General features: G+C 62.3%; 23 protein-coding genes. 14 read left to right on the top strand and 9 right to left on the bottom strand.

Annotated elements, in window-relative coordinates:
* Window positions 1-76: 76 nt before the first annotated feature.
* A complete protein-coding gene (gene folP / locus GJR99_RS00345; protein WP_151108701.1) occupies window positions 77-1,219 on the bottom strand; it encodes a dihydropteroate synthase in 1,143 nt (380 codons plus the stop codon).
* 205 nt (window positions 1,220-1,424) lie between these two features.
* Between folP and GJR99_RS00340 the strand changes: the two genes are divergently transcribed.
* Window positions 1,425-2,009 (top strand): hypothetical protein, encoded by a 585-nt coding sequence (locus GJR99_RS00340; RefSeq protein WP_151108700.1) that lies wholly within the window; start codon window positions 1,425-1,427, stop codon window positions 2,007-2,009.
* Window positions 2,006-2,773 (top strand): RNA methyltransferase, encoded by a 768-nt coding sequence (locus GJR99_RS00335; RefSeq protein ID WP_151108699.1) that lies wholly within the window; start codon window positions 2,006-2,008, stop codon window positions 2,771-2,773. The genes GJR99_RS00340 and GJR99_RS00335 overlap by 4 nt, the downstream gene beginning before the upstream one ends.
* 23 nt (window positions 2,774-2,796) lie before the next feature.
* Here GJR99_RS00335 and GJR99_RS00330 read toward each other — a convergent pair whose 3' ends face one another.
* Window positions 2,797-3,252, bottom strand: a complete 456-nt coding sequence (locus GJR99_RS00330) for a MaoC family dehydratase (protein ID WP_151108698.1) — start codon at window positions 3,250-3,252, stop codon at window positions 2,797-2,799.
* A gap of 130 nt (window positions 3,253-3,382) precedes the next feature.
* Here GJR99_RS00330 and GJR99_RS00325 point away from each other — a divergent pair, with 130 nt between their 5' ends.
* The 3 genes from GJR99_RS00325 (at window position 3,383) to GJR99_RS00315 (ending at window position 5,535) form a co-directional block, all read left to right on the top strand.
* A complete protein-coding gene (locus tag GJR99_RS00325) occupies window positions 3,383-4,303 on the top strand; it encodes a M48 family metallopeptidase (protein ID WP_151113777.1) in 921 nt (306 codons plus the stop codon).
* Between the two features lies 1 nt (window position 4,304).
* Entirely contained in the window at window positions 4,305-4,832 is a 528-nt protein-coding gene (locus GJR99_RS00320; protein ID WP_151108697.1) for a hypothetical protein, read from the top strand.
* Between the two features lie 124 nt (window positions 4,833-4,956).
* The gene (locus GJR99_RS00315) at window positions 4,957-5,535 is read left to right on the top strand and encodes a hypothetical protein (protein ID WP_151108696.1); all 579 of its coding nucleotides are present in this window, start codon (window positions 4,957-4,959) and stop codon (window positions 5,533-5,535) included.
* A gap of 195 nt (window positions 5,536-5,730) precedes the next feature.
* On the opposite strand, the gene GJR99_RS00310 is transcribed toward GJR99_RS00315, so the two are convergent.
* The 5 genes from GJR99_RS00310 to GJR99_RS00295 all read right to left on the bottom strand — a co-directional run bounded on the left by GJR99_RS00310 (window position 5,731) and on the right by GJR99_RS00295 (window position 10,625).
* Window positions 5,731-6,330, bottom strand: a complete 600-nt coding sequence (locus tag GJR99_RS00310) for a cupredoxin domain-containing protein (RefSeq protein ID WP_191967045.1) — start codon at window positions 6,328-6,330, stop codon at window positions 5,731-5,733.
* Between the two features lie 163 nt (window positions 6,331-6,493).
* A complete protein-coding gene (gatE, locus tag GJR99_RS00305; RefSeq protein WP_151108694.1) occupies window positions 6,494-8,362 on the bottom strand; it encodes a Glu-tRNA(Gln) amidotransferase subunit GatE in 1,869 nt (622 codons plus the stop codon).
* A 66-nt stretch (window positions 8,363-8,428) separates the two neighbouring features.
* On the bottom strand, window positions 8,429-8,593 hold the full coding sequence (locus tag GJR99_RS17320) for an HVO_2901 family zinc finger protein (protein ID WP_191967044.1): 165 nt from the start codon (window positions 8,591-8,593) through the stop codon (window positions 8,429-8,431).
* 233 nt (window positions 8,594-8,826) lie between these two features.
* Complete coding sequence (locus GJR99_RS00300) at window positions 8,827-10,236, bottom strand: class II fumarate hydratase (RefSeq protein ID WP_151108693.1); 1,410 nt, start codon at window positions 10,234-10,236, stop codon at window positions 8,827-8,829.
* Between the two features lie 125 nt (window positions 10,237-10,361).
* The gene (locus tag GJR99_RS00295; protein ID WP_151108692.1) at window positions 10,362-10,625 is read right to left on the bottom strand and encodes a BolA family protein; all 264 of its coding nucleotides are present in this window, start codon (window positions 10,623-10,625) and stop codon (window positions 10,362-10,364) included.
* Window positions 10,626-10,814: 189 nt separating this feature from the next.
* Here GJR99_RS00295 and GJR99_RS00290 point away from each other — a divergent pair, with 189 nt between their 5' ends.
* Window positions 10,815-11,486, top strand: coding sequence for a hypothetical protein (locus GJR99_RS00290; protein WP_151108691.1), 672 nt, complete (start codon window positions 10,815-10,817; stop codon window positions 11,484-11,486).
* Window positions 11,487-11,610: 124 nt separating this feature from the next.
* Window positions 11,611-12,042: a hypothetical protein gene (locus GJR99_RS00285; RefSeq protein WP_151113775.1), complete on the top strand. Its 432-nt coding sequence runs from the start codon at window positions 11,611-11,613 to the stop codon at window positions 12,040-12,042.
* Window positions 12,043-12,113: 71 nt separating this feature from the next.
* Here GJR99_RS00285 and GJR99_RS00280 read toward each other — a convergent pair whose 3' ends face one another.
* A complete protein-coding gene (locus GJR99_RS00280) occupies window positions 12,114-12,437 on the bottom strand; it encodes a hypothetical protein (protein ID WP_151108690.1) in 324 nt (107 codons plus the stop codon).
* Between the two features lie 198 nt (window positions 12,438-12,635).
* On the opposite strand from GJR99_RS00280, the gene GJR99_RS00275 reads away from it, so the two are divergent.
* From GJR99_RS00275 to GJR99_RS00265, 3 genes are all read left to right on the top strand, one after another.
* Window positions 12,636-13,649 carry a hypothetical protein gene (locus tag GJR99_RS00275; protein WP_151108689.1) on the top strand — a complete coding sequence of 338 codons (1,014 nt, stop codon included), beginning with the start codon at window positions 12,636-12,638 and terminating at the stop codon, window positions 13,647-13,649.
* Window positions 13,650-13,934: 285 nt separating this feature from the next.
* Window positions 13,935-14,819, top strand: coding sequence for a hypothetical protein (locus tag GJR99_RS00270; RefSeq protein ID WP_225317582.1), 885 nt, complete (start codon window positions 13,935-13,937; stop codon window positions 14,817-14,819).
* A 9-nt stretch (window positions 14,820-14,828) separates the two neighbouring features.
* Complete coding sequence (locus GJR99_RS00265) at window positions 14,829-15,746, top strand: HhH-GPD family protein (protein WP_151108688.1); 918 nt, start codon at window positions 14,829-14,831, stop codon at window positions 15,744-15,746.
* 5 nt (window positions 15,747-15,751) lie between these two features.
* Here GJR99_RS00265 and GJR99_RS00260 read toward each other — a convergent pair whose 3' ends face one another.
* A complete protein-coding gene (locus tag GJR99_RS00260) occupies window positions 15,752-16,093 on the bottom strand; it encodes a DsrE family protein (protein ID WP_151108687.1) in 342 nt (113 codons plus the stop codon).
* Between the two features lie 98 nt (window positions 16,094-16,191).
* Here GJR99_RS00260 and GJR99_RS00255 point away from each other — a divergent pair, with 98 nt between their 5' ends.
* From GJR99_RS00255 to GJR99_RS00240, 4 genes are all read left to right on the top strand, one after another.
* Window positions 16,192-16,770: an NADPH-dependent FMN reductase gene (locus tag GJR99_RS00255; protein ID WP_151108686.1), complete on the top strand. Its 579-nt coding sequence runs from the start codon at window positions 16,192-16,194 to the stop codon at window positions 16,768-16,770.
* A 227-nt stretch (window positions 16,771-16,997) separates the two neighbouring features.
* Window positions 16,998-17,585 carry a thymidine kinase gene (locus tag GJR99_RS00250; protein ID WP_151108685.1) on the top strand — a complete coding sequence of 196 codons (588 nt, stop codon included), beginning with the start codon at window positions 16,998-17,000 and terminating at the stop codon, window positions 17,583-17,585.
* A 62-nt stretch (window positions 17,586-17,647) separates the two neighbouring features.
* Window positions 17,648-18,196: a YIP1 family protein gene (locus tag GJR99_RS00245; protein ID WP_225317647.1), complete on the top strand. Its 549-nt coding sequence runs from the start codon at window positions 17,648-17,650 to the stop codon at window positions 18,194-18,196.
* 100 nt (window positions 18,197-18,296) lie between these two features.
* Window positions 18,297-20,459, top strand: a complete 2,163-nt coding sequence (locus tag GJR99_RS00240) for a DHH family phosphoesterase (RefSeq protein WP_151108683.1) — start codon at window positions 18,297-18,299, stop codon at window positions 20,457-20,459.
* The last annotated feature ends 26 nt before the right edge of the window (window positions 20,460-20,485 follow it).

Here is a 20,485-nt window from a genome sequence, read left to right as displayed (position 1 = left end):
TACAAATCGACCGATTTGTGCCATTGTGAGACATCCACACGAGGCCCGTGTGAATCGACGTTCAGTTGGTCGTTTACTACCTGTGAAGGCTGCGTTCGATGGTGTCGAACGCGCCTTCGAGAGCGTCTGACGCCTCGTTGACGAGGCCGGAGATGCGGCCGAGTGCGGCGGGTGTCCCGACGAGGAGGCCGCCTGTCTCCGCACTGACGAAGATCGCTCCCGCGTCGCCAGCGACACCTGCGAGTTTCTCTCGCTCTTCGTCCGAGAGACCTTCGAGTTCGAACACGTGGGTGACACACTCGTCTGCGACGTCGTTCCGTGCGCCGAGTCGGTCCAGATGCCGCCTCGCCTCGCCAGGTGTCGTCACGTCGAGTTCTTCGACGGACACGTCGCCCGGTTCGCGGACGCGACGGCGTTTGAACTCGTGGCCGACGAGTGCCGCGTCGCGCGTCTCCTGTACGTCGTGGGTTCGAACGATGTGTGCGCCGCGTTCGACGGCCATCGACGTGGCCGCGAGACTGACTGGAAGTGCGTCTTCGGTCGACCGGCCGGCGACGTCGCGGAGGAAGTTCTTCCGGTTGATAGAGACCAAAATCGGATAGCCGTAGCCACGGAACTCGCGGAGGCGGTCGAAGGTCTCTCGGTCCTGTGCGAGTGTCTTGGCTTCGGACCAGCCGCCGAACGCCGGGTCGACGATGGTCTTGTCGGTGAAGCCGTTCAGTTCGAGTGCGTCGTAGATGTCGTCTACCTCCTCGATAGCACCGGGGCGAGTGAGGTCCGGGGGACTCGCCATCTTGGCGACGGCGGCGTCGTACTCCTCGCACACCCTCGGCATCTCGGGGTCGGCGAACCCGCAGATGTCGTTGACCATGTCGAATCCGTTTTCGAGGGCCGCTTCTGCGACTTCGTGATACCGCGTCTCGATAGAGAAGACGGCGTCACCGGAGACGTGGTCGAGGACCGAAAGCGCCGTGTCGAGGCGTTCGAGTTCCTCGTCGGCCGAGAGCACGTCGAGGCGTTTGTTTGCCGATTCGAGGCCGATATCGACGATGTCGGCACCTTCGTCGATGAGGGTCCGGTCGACGTATTCGGCGGCCTCGGTCGGGTCGTTGAACACGCTCGGCTTGTACGGTGACTCGTTGGAGACGTTGAGCACGCCCATGATTCGGGGCGGATAGTCGTCGCCGATTTTGAGTCCTGCCGCATCGACGGTTCGCATACTCGTCGGTTGGACCACACGAACATATGCCGACCGGTCGCGGAACGCTTGGCGGGAAGTCGAAGACACCCGTGGCGACGACTTCTGTTCGTGGCGACAACCGCTGTTCGGGAAGACGAATGCGGCGACGACCGCTGTTCGGGACTGTCTCGCGACGTGAGGTCGCATCACGCCATTTTTATCCGCCGATTGGCTACCCCGAGTTATGGCGAAGGTCAGCGTGGGACTCCGTGGATGGCGATTCGAGGAGTCCGAGATATTCACCGACGACGGGGAGTTCAAACCGCTCGACGACATCCCCGAGGACGCTCGCAAGCGCCTCGTCCGACTCGTCACGCTCGTCGAAGAACCGTGCGATGGGTGTTATCTCGTCCACGGTGACGAGGAGATTCGACAGTGCCGACAGGCACGAATCGTCTACGGCGAACCCGGCGAGGAAGTCCTCCTGTGTGACCACCACGAACCCGACTTCCTCTACTGGTTCCGCGAGGAGGGTGGCCGCGACTTCGTCGGCGACGACGTCTTTGCCGACGCGTTCCACGAGTGGTTCGCAGACGGTGGCCGCGCCCCCGAAGGCTACGCCGGACTGGAGTACGTCGATACCGACCCCGACCACCTGCCGTCGCCACCGGACCCTGCCGAGATTCAACAGCGACTCGTCGAAGGCTTCGAAGGTGAGCGCATCAACCTCCGCGACTACGGCCCAGACGCGGACGCCGACGACTCGAACCTCATCGACGAAGACGACCTCGACGACCTCGATTTAGACACGGACTACCCGACGAAATGAGCGACACACACGACACCGATTCCGACCACGAGTTCGTCGTAGTCGTCGTCGAACCCGAGACGCCGGGAAACGTCGGAACCATCGCTCGGGCGATGAAGAACTTCGGCATCTACGACCTCCGACTCGTCAACCCGCCACCGCTGGACCCCGACGGCGAGGCGTACGGATTCGCCGGCCACGCCCGTGAGGACGTCCTCCCGAACGCGACGGAGACGACGCTCGAGGAAGTCGTCGAGGAGTTCCACACCGTCGGAACCACTGCAATCTCGCACGAAGACTCCACCCGGCACATCCGCTACCCGTTCAAGACCCCCGCCGAACTCGCCGACTCGCTCGAGACGGTGAAGACCAAGACGGCGCTCGTCTTCGGCCGCGAAGGCACCGGCCTCGACAACGAGGAGATCGCGATGCTCGACGAAGTGTGTTGTATCCCTGCAGACGGTCGGTATCCCGTGCTCAACCTCGGCCAGGCGGCGACCATCCTCATGTACGAACTCCGCCGGTTCACCGTCGAGGAGACGCAACTCCCCGACGTGGAGCGCGAACGCGCCTCCGAGGCCGAGATAGACGTCATCTACGAATTCTTCGACGACTTACTCGACGCAATCGACTACCGCGAACACAAACGAGAGAAGACGTCGCGGATGATGCGCCGACTCGTCGGCCGTGCCCACCCGACTGAACGCGAGGCGGCGACGCTGACCGGCGTGCTTCGTCGTGCCGCAGAACGCGCCCGGCACCCCGAACGCTTCACCGACGACTGAGCGCGTCCAGTCTCGACGTTCTGTTACTCCTCTGGACGCCGCGCGACCATCACGAGTCCGACGAACGAACAGACCTTCTCGACTTCGCCAGACTCGCGTTCCGCGAAGGTGGTCGTCTTGATTTTCGCGAGCCCCCGGTCTTCGGTTTCGACCGTCTTGTCGACGACCTCGTTTTCGATACTGAGGGTGTCGCCCGGATAGACCGGTTTCCACCACCGAAGTTCGTCGACGCCTTTCGCACCGAGTGCGACCGAATCACCGAGAAAGCCATCGACGTTCAGTCGCATCGTCATCGCCGTCGTGTGCCACCCGCTGGCGATGACGCCACCGTACATCGACTCTGCTTCGGCGCGTTCGGGGTCGGTGTGGAACCACTGTGGGTCGTACTGCTCGGCAAACTCCAGAATCTCGTCTTCGGTCACCGCGTACTCACCGTACTCGTAGATGTCGCCGACCGAGAGGTCTTCGAAGAATCGCATGCGTTCCGCTTCGTCCGGGGGTGTCGAGAAAGTAGCGGTGTGTGCAACCGCGACGCCCGATAACGGTTTGCGCCTGGCGAGCGTAGGTACTCCCCGAATGGCCTCGTCTCCCCGCAGGTCACGCGGGCCGATGGTGCTCATCGGCCTCGCTGTCCTCGTCTCGTACCTCCTCCTCAGCGCACTGAGTGCGTTTGCAGTGGTGACGCTGTGGCGTCTCCGCCCCGACCCAGTGACGAGCGCACTCGTCGGCGGAGCCGTCGTCGTCGTCCTCGGCTACCTGAGTTTCCGGTTCGGGACGCTCCAACTGCTCGGCCAACTCGACGCCCGCGAGTTGACCCGGTCGGAGTCGCCTGCGATTTACCGCCTCCTCGACCGACTCTCCGACGAGATGGGCGTCGAACCGCCGGAGATCAAACTCGCGCGGTTCACCGCCCCCAACGCGATGGCGCTCGACCCACTCGGCCGCGACGTCATCGTCCTCGACACCGCGCTGTTTCGCCTCCTCGACGTCGACGAGTTCGAGGCGTTGCTCGCGCACGAACTCGCCCACCTCGAACGCAAAGACGGCCTCTCGCAGTCGCTCGTCGCCAGTATGGGCCAGACACTCGTCGGCATCGGCTATTTCTTCGTCTCGCCGGTGACGTTCTTCGCGACGGGAATCGCGCTGGGGACGGCGTGGATTCGCGGCCGACCCAGAGAGTGGCATCGGACGCTTCCAGGGCGAATCCGAATCGGAGTGGACACCATCGTCGGCTTCCTCGGATTCGGGTTCACCGTGTTCGTCCGCTCGCAATCTCGAAAACGAGAGTTCGCCGCCGACGCGCGGGCCGCCGCAGTCACTGGGAAACCGCTGGCACTGGCGTCGGCACTCAGGAAACTCGAGCGCGCGGCACAACCCCAGTGGGGGATGTCGCCGCTGTGGGTCTACGGCGAAGTCGAGATGGAAGACCCCATCTCGGAACTGCTCTCGACGCACCCCTCGACCGACGAGCGTGTCGAGCGACTGAACGCGATTGCCAACAGGTCTGCGACGCGAATCGAGGTGCAGTGAGATGCCCGGAACGCCCGACCCCGTGCTCGGCAGTCAGATTGCGACCCACGCAGTCGCGTCTGCTGTCGGGTTCGTTCTCGTGGCGGTCGTGTATGTGAACCAGAAGCGAATCGCCCGCGACCGACTCCTTCCTGCACTCCTCGGCGTCGTCTACGCGACCGCGACACTCACCGTCTGGGCCATCGCCAGAGCCCTCACCGACACGTTCCCGCCGGCAGTCACCGAAAATCCGACTGCCGTGGTCGGAATTCTCGTGTTTTCACTCCTCGTCCTGACTGGGTTCGTCTACGGTACTGCGCGGTTGTACACCCGATACGGACTCGTCGTCCCGCTCGTCGGCCTCTTTCTCGTGACCGAACTCGTCTGGTGGTCGTTCCTCCACGTCCGCGGCGAGTCCGACGCGCTGGGGATGTTCGTCTTCTTCGGGCCGGTGTTCGTGATTCTCGTCTTCGTCGTGACCGGAATCGAGTACGTCGGGCGGCGACTCTGGAATCGGGCGACTCGTGGTCGTGAGCGCTCTGTGACGTGAGAGAGTGAGGTGTGTCTTTGTACTCATCCGCCTCTCAGGAATCGTAGTATCCTGGCGACCAGAAGGCACTTACAAGACCCACATTGTTAGATGAATGATGTATTCTCCGAGTTGGTTCTCGCTCGTGGTTGCTGCGATGGTGCTTTTTACAGGGTGTACGGGTGGCGGCGGCCCAAATGTGGCGTCGTCGCCATCACAGACGACCGACTCGTCGACACCCGACCAACCGACACTCCCGTTCGAGACACCCGGTCCCGGTGAGTGCACACAGTCCTTCGAGCCTCCCCAGCCATCACCGAAGGGGGATTTGAAGCCGGAACCCTATCCAGCGTATCCGGGCACTGTGACTGCAGAGAGTGCGGAAGGTTTCGTTGTGAACTACCACTATGCACTAGTATACAACGAGATTCTCACGCATTCCACCGAGAATACGACGATATCTATCGGTGCAACAACGCTGTCTCGGCTCACTGAGCCAGCAGGTGACGGCTATCTGGTTGGTATCCAGCACTCTGGATACACTGAGGAAGAGGACGGCCTACACGCGGATTACTATGGGAGAGCGGTCTATTACATCACTCCTGAGTACGCACTCAGCCTAAACCTCGACCACGATGGGCCGCTTGACGAAGTCGAGTCTCTCCAGTCAGTGAACTACTCTTCATCCGGCACGCTGACTATCTACTGTCAGTCGGACGAGTAAAAACACTGTTCTGCGAGACCGGCGTCGAAGCCGAACTCGTCTGGTGGTCGTTCCTCCACGTCCGCGGCGAGTCCGACGCGCTGGGGATGTTCGTCTTCTTCGGGCCGACGTTCGTGGCCGTCGTTCTGCTGGTCACGGGAGTCGAGTACGTCGCCCGGCGCGTGTGGACCGGGCGTGTGAAGAAGAGACGGGGGATTACCGACGAGTCACGATGACTGCCCCGCGCATTCCGATGAGGTTGAGTTCGAACCCGCTGTCGTCCTCGTACGGGTATCCGTGTGGGGTACAGTAGTAGAGGTAGGTTCCCGGTTCGTCGAACGTGTATTCGTAGGTTCCAGTCCCCTGGAATGGGCTTTGGAACAGGGGAGCTCCGTTGACCATCTCGAGTGACACCACGTCGTGGGCCCACGGGTTGTTCGGGTCGACTAACTCGAACGGGTTTCCAGTCCACACCCACTTGACTGTCGTCCCCGCTGAGACCAGAATCGCTTCGGGTCCGAATTTGAACGGCCCTTCGACATCGACATCCGGCGGTGCGAAGCCTTCCGGCAGGTCGAGCGGAGTTAATACGCCCACGTCGACTTCGACCACGTCTTGGCGCTTCATGTTCGCGACGCCAGAGGTCCAAATCGGACTGTCTTTGAACTGTGCTTTCGCGTTCAGGAACGCTCCGACGCCGTTTCCGTTCCCGTAGTGGTGGTCTCTGGCGGTTGCAGTCCCACTCATCGCACCGAGTGCGAGAAGTCCACCAGTTAGCCGCAGTGCTCCTCGTCGGGTAATTTCTGGAGTAGTCATATCCCGCGTATGATAGGTGTGAAAAGGAGTTATAGACATGTCACGAATTCCCAGACAGTACCGGACATTTGGACAAGAAAAAGACAATTAAGCGTGCGCACGTTGGGAGAAAAACAATTCCAGCAGGACGAAGACGAGTTGCTTCGTCGAACGTGTCGCCTAATCAGGCTCGCTTTTGAATCTCTTCGCGGAGGACGTCGCTCACGACGCCACCGTCGGCCTTGCCACGGAGTGCGCCCATCGCTTCGCCCATGAGCGCAGAGAACGCGCCCATTCCCTGTTCTTCTACCTGGTCGGCGTTGCGCTCGACGACTTCTGCGATTGCCTCGCGGACTTCGTCCTCGGAGACCCCGGAGAGACCTGCTTCTTCGACCGCTTCTTCGGCCGAGAGGTCCGGGTTCTCGGCGATGGTCGAGAGCACGTCGTTGACACCCTCTTTGGCGAGGTCACCGTCTTCGACGAGGTGCATGACGGCGAGGAGGTGGTCGTCAGAGAGTTCCTCGACTGCGACGTCGTCACGGCGGAGTTCGGTGAGCGTCGATTCCAGCAAGCCCGCCGCGAACGTCGAGTCGATGCCTTCGTCGATTGCCTGCTCGAAGAGCGGCATCTTGCGGCCATAGGCGACCTGTTCGGCGAGGCCGGCGTCGAGGCCGAACTCCGCTTGATAGCGGTCGACTTTCTCGGTCAGCAGTTCGGGCGTCTCGACGTCGCTCGGGTCGAGTTCGACCGGGATGACGTCCGTCTCCGGGTACATGCGGGCCGCACCGGGGAGCGGACGGAGGTAGCGCGTCGTCCCGTCGTCGTTGGCACCGCGCGTCTCTTCGGGGACGTCCTCGATGGCGACTTCCGCGCGTTCGGCGACGGCGTCGATAGCCAGGTCGGCTGTCTCGGGGTCGTCTGCGACGATAGCGACTGCGTCGTCCGGGCCTGCACCGACTGCCTCGCGGAGCGCGTCGACTTCGGCGTCGGTGACGCCGTAGGCCGGCAGTTCGTCCGTGTGGAAGATACCGCCCGCGCCGTGACGCTTGGCGTGGTCGGAGAACTCGGTGCCGAGGCGGCGGTCGGGTTGGAGTTCGCGGCCGACGAGGCCGTCGAAGCCAGCGAGTTTGACGCCCATCACCTTGCCACCGCTGTCGAGTGCGCCGCGGATGACACCGGAGTCAGAGTCTTCGAAGACGCCGGTCACGTCGGTCACGTCGCCGACGGATGCGTCTCTGGACTGGAGTTCGTCGCGAATCTCGACGAGTTCGGCCTGTCGCCCGACTTCGAACCGAACGATTTCGTCGATTTGGTCGAGCGCCTGGACACCTTTGATTTCGACGCGCGCACCCTCCGCGATGGAGACGTTGACGTCCTGTCGGATGGTCCCGAGGCCGCGTTTGACCTTGCCAGTCGAGCGCAGGAGCATGCCGATGGTTTGTGCTGCTTCGCGTGCCTGTTCGGGCGACGAGATGTCCGGGCCGGTTCCGATTTCGACCAGCGGGATTCCGAGACGGTCGAGACTGAAGAGCACGTCGTCGCCGCGTTCTTCGACGCGCTGGGCGGACTCCTCTTCGAGCATGAGGTCCACGATAGAGACTGGACCCTCGCTCGTCTGAATCTCTCCTTCTTGTGCGATGAGGGTGGTCCGCTGGAAGCCAGACGTGTTCGACCCGTCGATGACGAGTTTTCGCATGACGTGCGCCTGGTCGACGACGTCCATGTCGAGGAGCGACGCGATTTGCATCACGACCGTGCGTGCCTCGCTGTCGAGACTGTGCGGTGGTTCGTCGTCCTCTTCGACCAGACACGTCGTGTCGTAGGCGAGATATTCGAACTCGCGTTCGACGCGACTCTCTTCGAGGGCGGCGTCGTCGAGTTCGCCAAGTTCACTCTTCGTCGGGTGCAGGAAGCGCGTGAACGTCCGCGCCGCGTCGTCAGGTTCTCGGAGCTCCGTGGGACACCCACAGAACAGTTTCGTCGCGGTGTCGAGTTGCTGGTGAATCTCCAGCCCCGCAACGAGACCGAGGTCCTCGTAGTCGTACTCGCTCATTGGTACTCCTTCGGTACGGGGGGAGTAAAAAAGGATTCAGTCTGCCGTCGGTGTGTTCCGCGTCAGTTACAGTCTGCGGAGGCCTTCACCGATGCCTTCGACCTGCTCACACTCCGGACAGACGTACGTCCACCCATCGTTCGTCGCTCTTGCCTCCGGGAATACGGCCCCACAACCTCGACACTCCAACATGTCTCGCCCGCGGGCCCGCTGCTCTTGCAGTCCGGCCATATTCGTATAATCGTCGAAATCAGGCTTCAAAATACCGATTTTCGAGATTTCGTGACAGTTCATGCCCCGCTCACGACTGACACGGAGACGCGGGATGGTGATTGCTACCGCACACCGAGTAAAAACAACGGCTGAACAGCCTAAACAAGCGACAGACCTGTCTCGAAACTGAGACCGGGTGGATGCACTGCCCGCGCAAAACAACTGTCAAAAAACTGTCGGCGGTGTCGCGTTCAGTCGTCGCCGAGGATGCCCCGATGGGTCATCTTCTCGGGGTCGAGGACTTCGTCGGCCTCTTCTTCGGTGAGGTAGCCTTCGTCGACGGCGACCTGCCGGACCGTCTTCCCGTCTGCGAGTGCCTTCTTGGCGACTTTCGACGCCTTGTCGTAGCCGATAGCCGGGTTGAGCGCCGTCGCCAGCGCCATCGACTGTTCGACCTGTTCGGCACAGTGGTCTTCGTTGGCTTCGAGTTTGGCGACGAAGCGCTCGGCGAACACTTCAGAGGTGTTCGAGAGGAGTTTCGCCGACTCGAGGAAGTTGTGCGCGAGGACGGGTTTGTAGAGGTTGAGGTCGATTTGGCCCTCGGACGCGCCCGCGGCGACGGCGGCGTCGTTACCGACGACCTGCTTGTGAACCTGGTTCACTGCCTCGGCGACGACCGGGTTGATCTTGCCGGGCATAATCGAAGACCCAGGCTGGTTCTCTGGTTGTTCGAGTTCGCCGAGTCCGTTGCGCGGACCGGAGGCGAGCAGGCGAAGGTCGTTCGCAATCTTGTTGAGCGACCCAGCGACGGTGCGGAGTGCGCCGTGTGCTTCGGCCATCGCGTCGTGGGCGGCCTGCGCTTCGAAGTGGTTGTCGGCCTCGCGGAACTCGACGCCGGTCTCTTCGGTCATATACTCGGCCGCTTTCGCGGGGAACTCGGGGTGGGTGTTGAGTCCCGTCCCGACGGCGGTGCCACCGAGTGCGAGTTCGCCGAGGTGTTCGCGGACGTTCTCGACGCGGCGGATGCCCTTTTCGACCTGCGTGCGGTAGCCACCGAACTCCTGTCCGAGACGAACAGGGGTGGCGTCCTGGAGGTGTGTCCGGCCGGTCTTGACGACGCCGTCGAACTCGTCTTCTTTGTCACCGAGGGCGGCGGCGAGCGTCTCGAGCGCGGGGAGGAGGTCCTTCTCGACTGCTTCGAGCGCAGAGACGTGCATCGCAGTCGGAATCACGTCGTTCGAAGACTGGCCGAAGTTGACGTGGTCGTTCGGGTGAACGACGCGGTCGCCGATCTCCTTGCCCATGAGTTCGGCGGCACGGTTGGCGATGACTTCGTTGGCGTTCATGTTCGACGAGGTACCAGAACCGGTCTGGAAGACATCGACCGGGAACTGGTCGTCGAGTTCGCCGGCGATGACTTCGTCTGCCGCCTCGACGATGGCGTCGGCCACGTCGTCGTCGATCATGCCGAGGTCGCGGTTGGCCTGTGCGGCCGCTTTCTTTACGACACCGAGTGCGCGGACGAACCGTCGGCCGAACGTAATCCCCGAGATGGGGAAGTTCTCGACTGCGCGCTGGGTCTGTGCACCCCAGTAGGCGTTCGCCGGAACCTGCATCTCTCCGAGACTGTCCTGTTCGATTCGGTAATCATCGTCTCCCATGATTTGGGCGTCGTCGTGGCGTCAGGTAAAATCCATTGGTCCATGCCTGTTATTGGCACGAACCGGCGGAATTCACTCACAAACGAATAGCTCTCGCCCCGTCATCGACGTCGGCCCGACTGGGGTTACTCTTCGAGTGCTTCGTACTCTTCGGGCGTGTAGGTCTTGAGCTCCATCGCGTGGATGTCCGTCGTCATGTGGTCGCCGAGGGCGTCGTAGACGAGTTGGTGCTGCTGGACCAGCGACTTGCCTTCGAAGGCGGGCGAAATCACGAGCGCGGCGTAGTGGTCGTCTTCGTGGTTCTCGTCGTACGACCGGGGACGCGAGACGGTCGCCTCGGCGTCTTCGACGTTCGACTCGATGAGTTCCTCGATGTCTGCGATATCCATGTTCGTATTCGGGGTGTGCGACGGGAAAAATCGTCCGGGAACGCTGTGGTGTGTCGTCTACACCCCGACGTGGAGGCTCACCCCGAGTCGTGGCTACTGGTCCGACGCACCACGGTTGTCCGTAGTTGAGTTATCGACCGACGAGAAATATCGTCCATCTTATGTTTGTACGATTAGAAAATCGACGATATGACTGTTTCAAACAGGGAGTTGGCAGGTCTCGCTGGTCTTGCACTCTTACTGGTTCTCGCGGGTTGTGCACAGGTGACCGTCCACTCTGAGGTCACTGCAGACGGTGAGGTCTCGGAGTTGACGTACCAAATCAACATGTCACGAACCGCGTACGGCTATCTCGAAGAGTCTGCTGAGGAGGATGGCTACGACAACGTGACAGAATCGATGCTCGCAGAGTTCGACGAAAGTGAGCGACAGGACGTCGAAGTTAGCGAAGCGTATCGTGGTGACCGAGTCACGCTGACGATGACGCGACGGAACTTCGTTCCCGATGGGGACAGTGGTATCGAGATAACGAGTGAGGACGGGAAGATAGTCTACGAAGACACGACGTTCGTCAACGAAACTGCTGCTGCCGAGGAGGAGACGGATTTCGAGAAATCTCTGTCGAGTGGACTTGCTGTGGACTACTACTTGACGATGCCCGGTAAAATCACCGACTCGAACGCTGACTCGGTCGACGGCAATACCGCAGAGTGGCACGAAAGTGGCTCAGACGCGTTCGACGATAACCGGATTTACGCAGTGAGTGACAAGCCAACGTTCGGGTCTGTCCCCGGATTCGGAGTGGTCGGGGCTGTCGGTGCGCTGCTCGTCTTGACCGTGTTCTTGGCGCGCCGGAGATGACCACGGTGGTTACGCACCGAGCGTAACGACACGCTGTTTTTGCGTTCGCCGCCCGAGTCGACCAGTGTATCGTGCCATCGCCAGGGCCGGAGGTTTATATTCCATGCCGACCCCACCCCGACCTGTGACAGACGGGACGACACCACTCTCGGCGAGCCTCGACGAGGCGGAGCGAGTTCTGCACGAGAAACACGACCGACTCCTGCGCGTCGTCGGACAGTGCGCAGACGCCGTCGCCGCCGAGTGGGATGGTGATTCGGTGGCCGACCGTGACCGAGTCGTCCCGCCGTTCGCCCACGCGCTCGACGGGTCCGGTGCTCTCTCACGACTTCCACGGGCGCTCGCCGACGCGGTGACTGCAACCGGGCGACCGATGGCGGCACCACCAGTGGCCGCACCGCCGTACGTCGTCGTGACTGGCGAGGGCGTGGTCCTTCGAGCGACCGTCGGAGAACAGCGACTGGTGATACTCCTGCGGACGTTCGACGTCGTCGCCGGCGACCCCACTCGCTACGTCAGAACCGGCGACGTGTCGGTCGAAATCGAGATGCGCTGAACCGACCGCTACAACGGGATTCGCGTCGGGTGCGACGAGCGACGCCTACATCTGGTAGCGACGAGCGACGCCTACATCTGGTAGCGACGAACGTCGTCTCGCGGCGGGGCCTGCGACTGGCCGGTCATCTCGTCGTAGGTCATGCCGGCGAGATACTCGTCGTAGGTGACGTCGTAGCCCTGTCGGAAGTGGAAGTCGAGTTTGCCACGGTCGAGTTCCGACTGAAAGAGCGCGTGAATCCCACGGCGGACGAGTTCGCTCACGTCGTCGGTGTCGTAGAGCGCGACGAGCATGGCGAGTTCGTGGCGCGTCTCGCGGTCCAACGAGACCTCGAGGTCGGTCCCGAGGTCGCTGTACGCCGATTCGACGTCGTCGGTGAGTTCGTCGAGTGTCATCGCCCGGCGATGGGTTCGTCAGGGGGATACGCGTTTCGACCGAGCGTGGGCGAACCGACTCGACGGAAGTGAGTCAGACGACGTGTTCGGAGACGAATTTGGTAGAGAGTCGAAAGAGAGTACGTACCGATTCTGTCTGAACTGCGGTCAGAACTGAAAAAATCGATATCCCTCGTGGGGAACTCTGCTCTCTCGACGATGTCACAACACACGACACGACGACGGTTCCTCGTCGCCGCAGGATTGGCGGGAACGACCCTACTGGCAGGCTGTACTGGCTCGACCGGTAGTGGAAACGGTGGAACGACCGAGACGACCACCGAGACGACGACAGAGACCACGACACAGAGCGGGTCGATGGACGGGATGATGCCGACCGACCCCGCGTCAGCACCACGGGCGACAGTCGACCGATTCAGTGAAGCGGCGGGCACGCTGATGGTTCGGACCGACGAAAACGGCCTCCCAGGAGCGGACGAAGCGGTCGACTTCGACCACGGCCCCTTCATCACGCAGGGGCTCGGCCCCGACGGCGAAGTCGTCCGCTACTACAACTTCGACGTCCAGTCCACGACGCCGGCACCAATCTACGCACTCTTCCGCGAGGGAGAAGACACGCCAGTCGAGGGGCAACTCAACGTCATCGACGTGATTCCGGGTGACGACGGCTACAACGACTTCTGGCACGTCCACAAAGTGACCGTTCCCGAAGACTACGAAGCGAACACCGTGACGAGTCTGGCAGATATCGGCGCGGCGGGCTACGAGATGGAAGCGACCGACATCCTCGTGAACTGCCCAGTCGTCCCGGATGGGTCGACTGCCTCGATGCGATACGGCGACGAAGACGCAGGCCTCGTCGAAGGCTGGTACCAGGGCAAAGTCGTGTCGTACTTCCAGTTCACGGAAGCACCGCTCACGCTGAGTGGTGAGAGCGTGCCGCTCTCACCCATCTACGTCACGTTCAACGTGAACCCCGGCGAGGACGGTGGCGGACCCGCGTCCGGATTCGTGACCGAGGACGGAAGCGACCAGACCCACAACGTCGTCGCCACGGTGCCTGGTGACGCTGGATACTCACCGCTGTGGCTGGTGAGCATCTACGACAACGCCGAGTTCGACAGCGTCTCGGACCTCGACTCGGCCACGATGGCAGAACAACTCGCCGCCGGTGCGGCGACGGTCAACTGCCCAATCGTCTCGGTGATGTAAGGCGCAGTCCTCCCCTATCCCCCGGCACTCGGCCCGTTCCACCAATTTTCCCTCTCTTTTCCACAACACCACAACCTTCTCAGAGATGTTCTCCATCCTCCTCTGGTCACATTTCTGTTCCACAGAAGACACTTATGCGCGATGGCGGTACTGGCTCCTATGCCTCCGACACTATCTCGTCGCGCTCTCCTGGGCAGCGTTGCTGCCAGTTCTTCTCTACTCGCCGGGTGTGCAGGGGTTCTCTCCTCTGGCGGTGGAAGTTGCACATCGAGTTACTCCCTCTCTGTGCGACCGCTCACGGATAGCGAACTCGCTGAGTTAGCCACTGAAGAACCACGAGATGAACACGCGGATGCCGCCTCCCGAATCATCGTAACCGCCGCACGCGAAGGTGAGACCACCTATACGACCTACCACCATCCGCCATTGCGGGAGGGAATCTACGTCGAACACGAGGGGTCGTACTACCGCGTCGAACGCACCGTCACGGCGACGAGAGAACGCACTGCTCGAGAGGTTCGCATCGAGTACGACCGGGAAACATCGCCTCCCTTCGGTGCCACTGTCATCGCATTCCCCGGCCTCCCCCAGTCGGACCAAAAGGCGTTCCTCGCCGCGTATCCGAACGAGAAAGTCGGCGGGAGTGACGGCGTACACGGTTTTACAGTCGGTGGATATCCCCACGTCTATCCCGACGACGCCGAGTCTCGGCTGATTAGTTCCGGGACCGTCTGGGTTCGCTACGACGGAGCACCCTACCGTGTCACTGTCGGTGAGACCCAATCGGTCGAAGAGGAGACGTTCAGGTACACGCTCGACGAGGTCGCCGACGACCAGCCTGCGTTCGTTGCGTTCGTCCGCGAGCAGTTCGTCGTTTCGTTCGATGGCCTTCCCGATGCCGAACGCGAGGTGTTCGAGCAAGCACTCGACGAGGAAGTGACCGAATGTGAGCCACTTTCCGAGGGGTTCAGTGGGCTCAAAGAGCGAACATACTCAGTTCCCGACGACGAACGACTCTCCCGACGGGGGGTAATCGTGACTTACGAAGGCGACACCTACGAAGTGGGTTTCGTAAACTCAGTCGTCTGGCCTTCAGTCGAATTATTCACCGACCACTCGGCAGACGAACCTCCACCCGGCATCGCCACGGCTAAACGCACCCCGTCCTAAGCCGGGGCGATGAGCGACGCGGAGTCTCCACTCCCCTCCGACCTCGACCGCAACGCAGTCCAGACGGCGCTGGTCGAGTGGTACGAAGCCGACCACCGGGAGTTCCCGTGGCGGCGTACCGACGACCCCTACGAGATTCTCGTCTCCGAGGTGATGAGCCAACAGACCCAACTCGGGCGCGTCGTCGAAGCGTGGGAGGCGTTCCTCGACGAGTGGCCGACAGTCACGGCCCTCGCAGACGCCGACAGAGCGGACGTCGTCGCCTTCTGGACGAGTCACAGTCTCGGCTACAACAACCGGGCGAAGTATCTCCACGAGGCCGCACAGCAGGTCGTAGAGGACTTCGACGGCGAGTATCCGCAGTCTCCAGACGGCCTCTCGGAACTCATGGGCGTCGGCCCGTACACCGCCAACGCAGTCGCCTCTTTCGCGTTCAACAACGGCGACGCAGTCGTCGATACCAACGTCAAGCGCGTCCTCCACCGAGCGTTCGCCGTCCCAGACGACGACGTGGCGTTCGAGTCGGCAGCGTCGGAACTCATGCCCGACGGGAAATCTCGTGTCTGGAACAACGCCATCATGGAACTCGGCGGGGTGGCCTGCGGAAAGACGCCGACGTGTGACGAATCCGGGTGTCCGTGGCGACAGTTCTGCCACGCCTACGAGACGGGCGATTTCACCGCTCCAGACGTGCCGACACAGCCGAAGTTCGAAGGGAGCAGACGGCAGATGCGCGGACGGGTAGTGCGGATTCTGGGCGAGTACGACGAGTTGACCTTAGAAAAACTCGGTCCACGTGTTCGGGTGGATTACGGCGGTAAGACCGGCGAGGAGTGGCTTCGCGGACTGCTCGCGGACTTGGCCGACGACGGCTTGGTCGAACTCGCGGAACGCGACGACGAGACGACTGTTCAACTTCGTCGATAATTCGGTCACGGCACTTTCACGTACGCATCGCCCGCGGCCTGTCGCTTTACGACCTCACCCACACCCGACGGGACGAGTTCGATTCCCTCCACGAGTTCACCGGCGTCGATGTCGCGTCCCGTGATAGAGTTTCGGCAGACTCGAACGCGAACACCTACTTCGACGAGCGATTCGACGGAGTCGGCGATGGGTGAGTCTGCGGTAAAGAAGTAGACTGAATCACCGTTGGCGAGGAGCGTCACCGTCTCGGTCTCGGTCGTCTCGTCTCCGAGGAGGTTTCGGACGTTGTTCGTCGCGTGGCGTACTTCTGCGAGGGTCCCGCTGGACACGTGGAAGACGACGTTCATACGACACCTTCGTCGCCGAGGAACCTGCCTGTTGTGCCCGTGTGGCACCCGTGCAGTTGGCCGACGGCATTTTTACCCCCGGCCCGATGAGAGTGCACATGGACCAGACACACGTGGTCGCCATTTCGGGCAGTCTCCGCGACCACAGTTTCACTCGAATGACGCTCCAGTACGCCCTCGACGGCGCGGCGGACGTCGGTGCGACCACCGAACTCATCGACCTCCGTGAGTACGACCTCCCGCCGCTGAACGCCGACTACGACGAACAAGGTGACTCGGCCGCGTTCGTCAGGAAAGTCGACGAGGCAGACGCAGTCATCCTCGCGACACCAGTGTATCACGGGTCGTACTCGGGTGTCCTCAAGAACGCCCTCGACTACTGCGGGTTCGACGAGTTCGGCCACAAGACGGTCGGTCTCCTCGCCGTCGCCGGCGGGTCGTTCCCCGTCACGGCGCTCGACCATCTTCGGTCTGTCTGCCGGTCGCTGAACGCGTGGGTACTCCCGCACCAGGCCGCGATTCCACGTGTCTCGTCGAAGTTCGATGGAGACGAACTCACAGACGACGACCTGCGTGACCGAATCGAACGCCTCGGCCGCGACACCGTCCAGTACGCCAACATCGAACCCGAACCATCGACGTTCGAGAGCGACGAGAACGTTGGTGCCGACGACTGAAGACACGACTCTCGGCCACGAGATACCGACCCTCGGCCACGAGATACCGACCCTCGGCCACGAGATACCGACTCTCGCGTTCTCTATTCTCGTCGTGTTAGGCCCGGACTACGGCCGGTGTTCGTGTTCGACGGTTTCGACACTACACCACGACAGACTGTCAGTCTACTGTGATGGTCACCGGAGATGAACAATCGTTTTGACCCTGCCTGTCTCCCTCTGGACGTATGCACGCCATCACGCAGAGTGGATGGATCGAGGTCATCTCTGGGTCCATGTTCTCGGGGAAGACAGAGGAACTGCTTCGACGCCTTCGGCGGGCGGAAATCGCCGGCCAGGAGATTTCCGTCTTCAAACCTGCACTCGACGACCGATACGGCGAGACGACCGTCGGGTCGCACGCGGGGCGCTCGTGGGAAGCGAGTATCGTCCCGTCCGAGGGTGAGGACGTCTGGGAAATCGTCGACGAACTCAACGGGGAGGACGTCGTCGCCATCGACGAAGCGAACTTCTTCTCTACCGAGTTAGTCGACGTCTGCGAGCAACTGGCGGCCGACGGGAAGCGCGTCGTCGTCTCTGGAACCGACCAGACGTTCCGCGCTGAACCGTTCGAACCACTCCCACAACTGATGGCACTCGCGGAGTACGTCGACAAGTTACAGGCAATCTGTACCATCTGCGGGGAACCCGCGTCGCGGAACCAACGCCTCATCGACGGCGAACCCGCCCACGTTGACGACCCGACGATTCTCGTCGGTGCCGAAGAGTCCTACGAGGCCCGATGCCGGAACTGTCATACACTCCGGCGTGACTAGAGGCTAGCGTGACTACTTGGGTCGAAACTCCCCGAGAAGGCCGTGACCGTGGCGTCACCGGCATCCTTCGTGCGTGGGTCGCCGTCCTCGTCCGCCCCCGTCAGTTCTTCCGTGACGGTGTCGCCCCCGGCGACCAAGCACCGGGGCTCTTGTTCGCCATCGCCGTCGCGCTCGTCTATCAGGGCCTCCAGTACGCCTTCGTCCCGGCGTCGATACCCGCCATCGAGGGTGGTCCCGTCATCTCTGCGGTGGTTGCGCTCCTCGTCGTCGCGTTGTTCGTCGCACCGGCGTTGCTTCACCTGACGGCCGCGATTCAGACGGCGCTTCTCATCCCGCTTCTCTCGCGACGAGCGGGGGTGAGCGAGACGGTGCAGGTCATCGCGTACGCCGCCGCACCGTGTGCACTCGCCAGCGTTCCGCTGCCAGGACTGCGCCTCGTCTGTGCGGTGTATGGTGCCACACTGCTTGCAATCGGCATCAGCGAAGTCCACCAGACGTCGCTCGCCAAGGCGGCGCTGGGGTCTGCTGTCCCGGCAGGCGTCGTCTTTGGCTACGCATTCGGCGGATTTCGGGCGTTTTCGAATCTCGTCGCGGCGCTCTCTCTGGCGTAGTTTTCACGGGTCGACCCCCAGAATTTGGGTCACACGCGCGTCTGTCTAGCCTGAGCGCTTTTCGACAATCGTTTTAGTTAGGGGTTGTTTGCTAAATCCAATGGATTGGATTACGCACGAGGAGGACGTCTGGTTCGAGTTCCGGGGCAATAGTCCCCACCAACTCGTCCCCGGCCGTTTCTACAAAGGCACCGTCGACGGGTACGCCGACTTCGGTGTCTTCGTGGACCTCGCACCCAACGTCACTGGATTACTTCACCGTAGCGAACTCGACCGACGCTTAGAATCACTCACCTGGGAACCAGGCGACGACGTGTTCGTCCAGGTCAAGAACGTCCGCGACAACGGTAACGTGGACCTCGGCTGGTCGATTCGAGAGACCGAATCCGAGTTCCGCGGCGCTCGCATTCACGACCCCGACGGCGACCACGACGGCGAACCCATCGAGAAAGAACGTGGCCGCGGCGGTTCGGCAGTCATCAAGACGAAGCCAGTCGCGGGCAAGAAGACAAAGCCCGCCGGCGCGGTGACGAACTCCGTCGAACAAGAGTCGGAACCTGAACCCGAACCTGAACCGGAACCAGAACCGGAACCAGAACCGGAACCAGAACAGGCCACTGAGGCCGCCGACGAGTCTGCCGAAGGTCGTGCGCCGACCGCCAAAGACGTCGTCGACGACATCGCAGAGTCTGAGGCCGACGAGGCCGACGAGGCCGTCGAAGCCGAACCCGCTCCCGAAGTCGAGACCGAAGAAGCGGCCGACATCGAACGCGTGCCACTCGACGACATCGAGAACCACGTCGGCGACGTCGTCCGCGTCGAGGGCGAGATCGCCAGCGTCCGTCAGACTGGCGGCCCGACGGTGTTCGAACTCCGCGACGAGACGGCCGTTGCCGACTGTGCCGCCTTCGTCGAAGCAGGCGTCCGCGCGTACCCCAGCGTCGAAGTGGGTGACTTCGTCCGCATCGACGGCGAAGTCGAACGCCGCCGCGGCGAACTCCAAATCGAGACCGAAGAACTGACCATTCTCGGTGGCGACGAGGCCGAGACGGTCTCTCAGCGTCTCGCAGACGCTCTCTCCGACGAGGCACGACCCGAGGCCATCGCCCCGCTCGTCGAGCACGAACCGGTCGCTTCCGTCGGCAAGTCGCTGCTCGACGCCGCCGAAGCGATTCGCCGTGCAGTCCTCGAATCGCGCCCCATCGTCGTCCGTCACACGGCGACCGCAGACGGCTACGTCGCCGGCGCGGCCGTCGAACGTGCTGTGCTCCCGCTCATCCGCGCAGAACACCCTCGCGACGACGCAGAGTACCACTACTTCACTCGCCGACCGCTCGAAGAGGCCGTCTACGGCATGGACGCCGCCACGAACGACGTGACGCGGATGCTCGAAGACCGTGACCGCCACGACGAGAAACTGCCACTCGTGCTTCTCCTCGGTGCGGGTTCGACTGCCGAATCGCTCGACGGTCTCGGCCTGCTCGGTGTCTACGGAGCAGAGCGCGTCGTCGTCGACGCCGCTCCCGCAGACGAGGAAGTCGTCGACGAAGTCGACGTGCTCGTCAACCCGGCCCGCGAAGGTGCCGACGCGAGCGACCTCTCCGTTGGTGCGCTGACCGCGACGCTCGCCGCCGCCATCAACGACGACGTCCGCGACGACGTCTCGCACCTCCCCGCAGTCAGTTACTGGGAGAACTGCCCACAGCAGTATCTCGACCTCGCTGCAGACCACGGCTTCGACGCCGACCTCGTCCGCGAACTCCGCGAGGCCATCGCACTCGAAGCCTACTACCAGTCGTACCAGGACAAGCGCGAACTCATCGCCGACCTCCTGTTCGACGCCGACGAGGCCCTCGCTGGCCACGTCTCCGAACAGTTCCGCATCAAACTCGAAGACGAAATCGAGACGGCACAGGCGAACCTCGAACACCGCGAGGTCGACGGGATCTCCGTCGCAGTCCTCGACTCCGACGCCTACAGTCACCGCTTCGACTTCCCGCCGACGGAACTCCTCGTCGACGAACTCCACCGCCGCACCCGCGACGGTGACCGATTCGTGACCGTCACGCTCGGCACCGACGAACTCTACCTGCGTGCCACGGGCGCACTCGACTTCCGCGCAGTCGTCGAGTCGGCCGTCGAAAAGGCACCTGCCGCCGGCCTCGCCGCCGCTGGCATCCGTGAAGGCCGCATCGAGTTCCTCTCGGGCGCACGCGACGAGGCCCTCGAAGCAGTCCTCGACGCCGCGGCCGAGCAGTTCTAAGTCCTAATCCAGACTTCCTCCTCATC

Source organism: Haloferax marinum (assembly GCF_009674625.1).
Classification (GTDB): domain Archaea; phylum Halobacteriota; class Halobacteria; order Halobacteriales; family Haloferacaceae; genus Haloferax; species Haloferax marinum.
The sequence above is the reverse complement of the archived record's forward strand: the minus strand, read 5'-3'. Positions and strand labels throughout refer to the sequence as shown.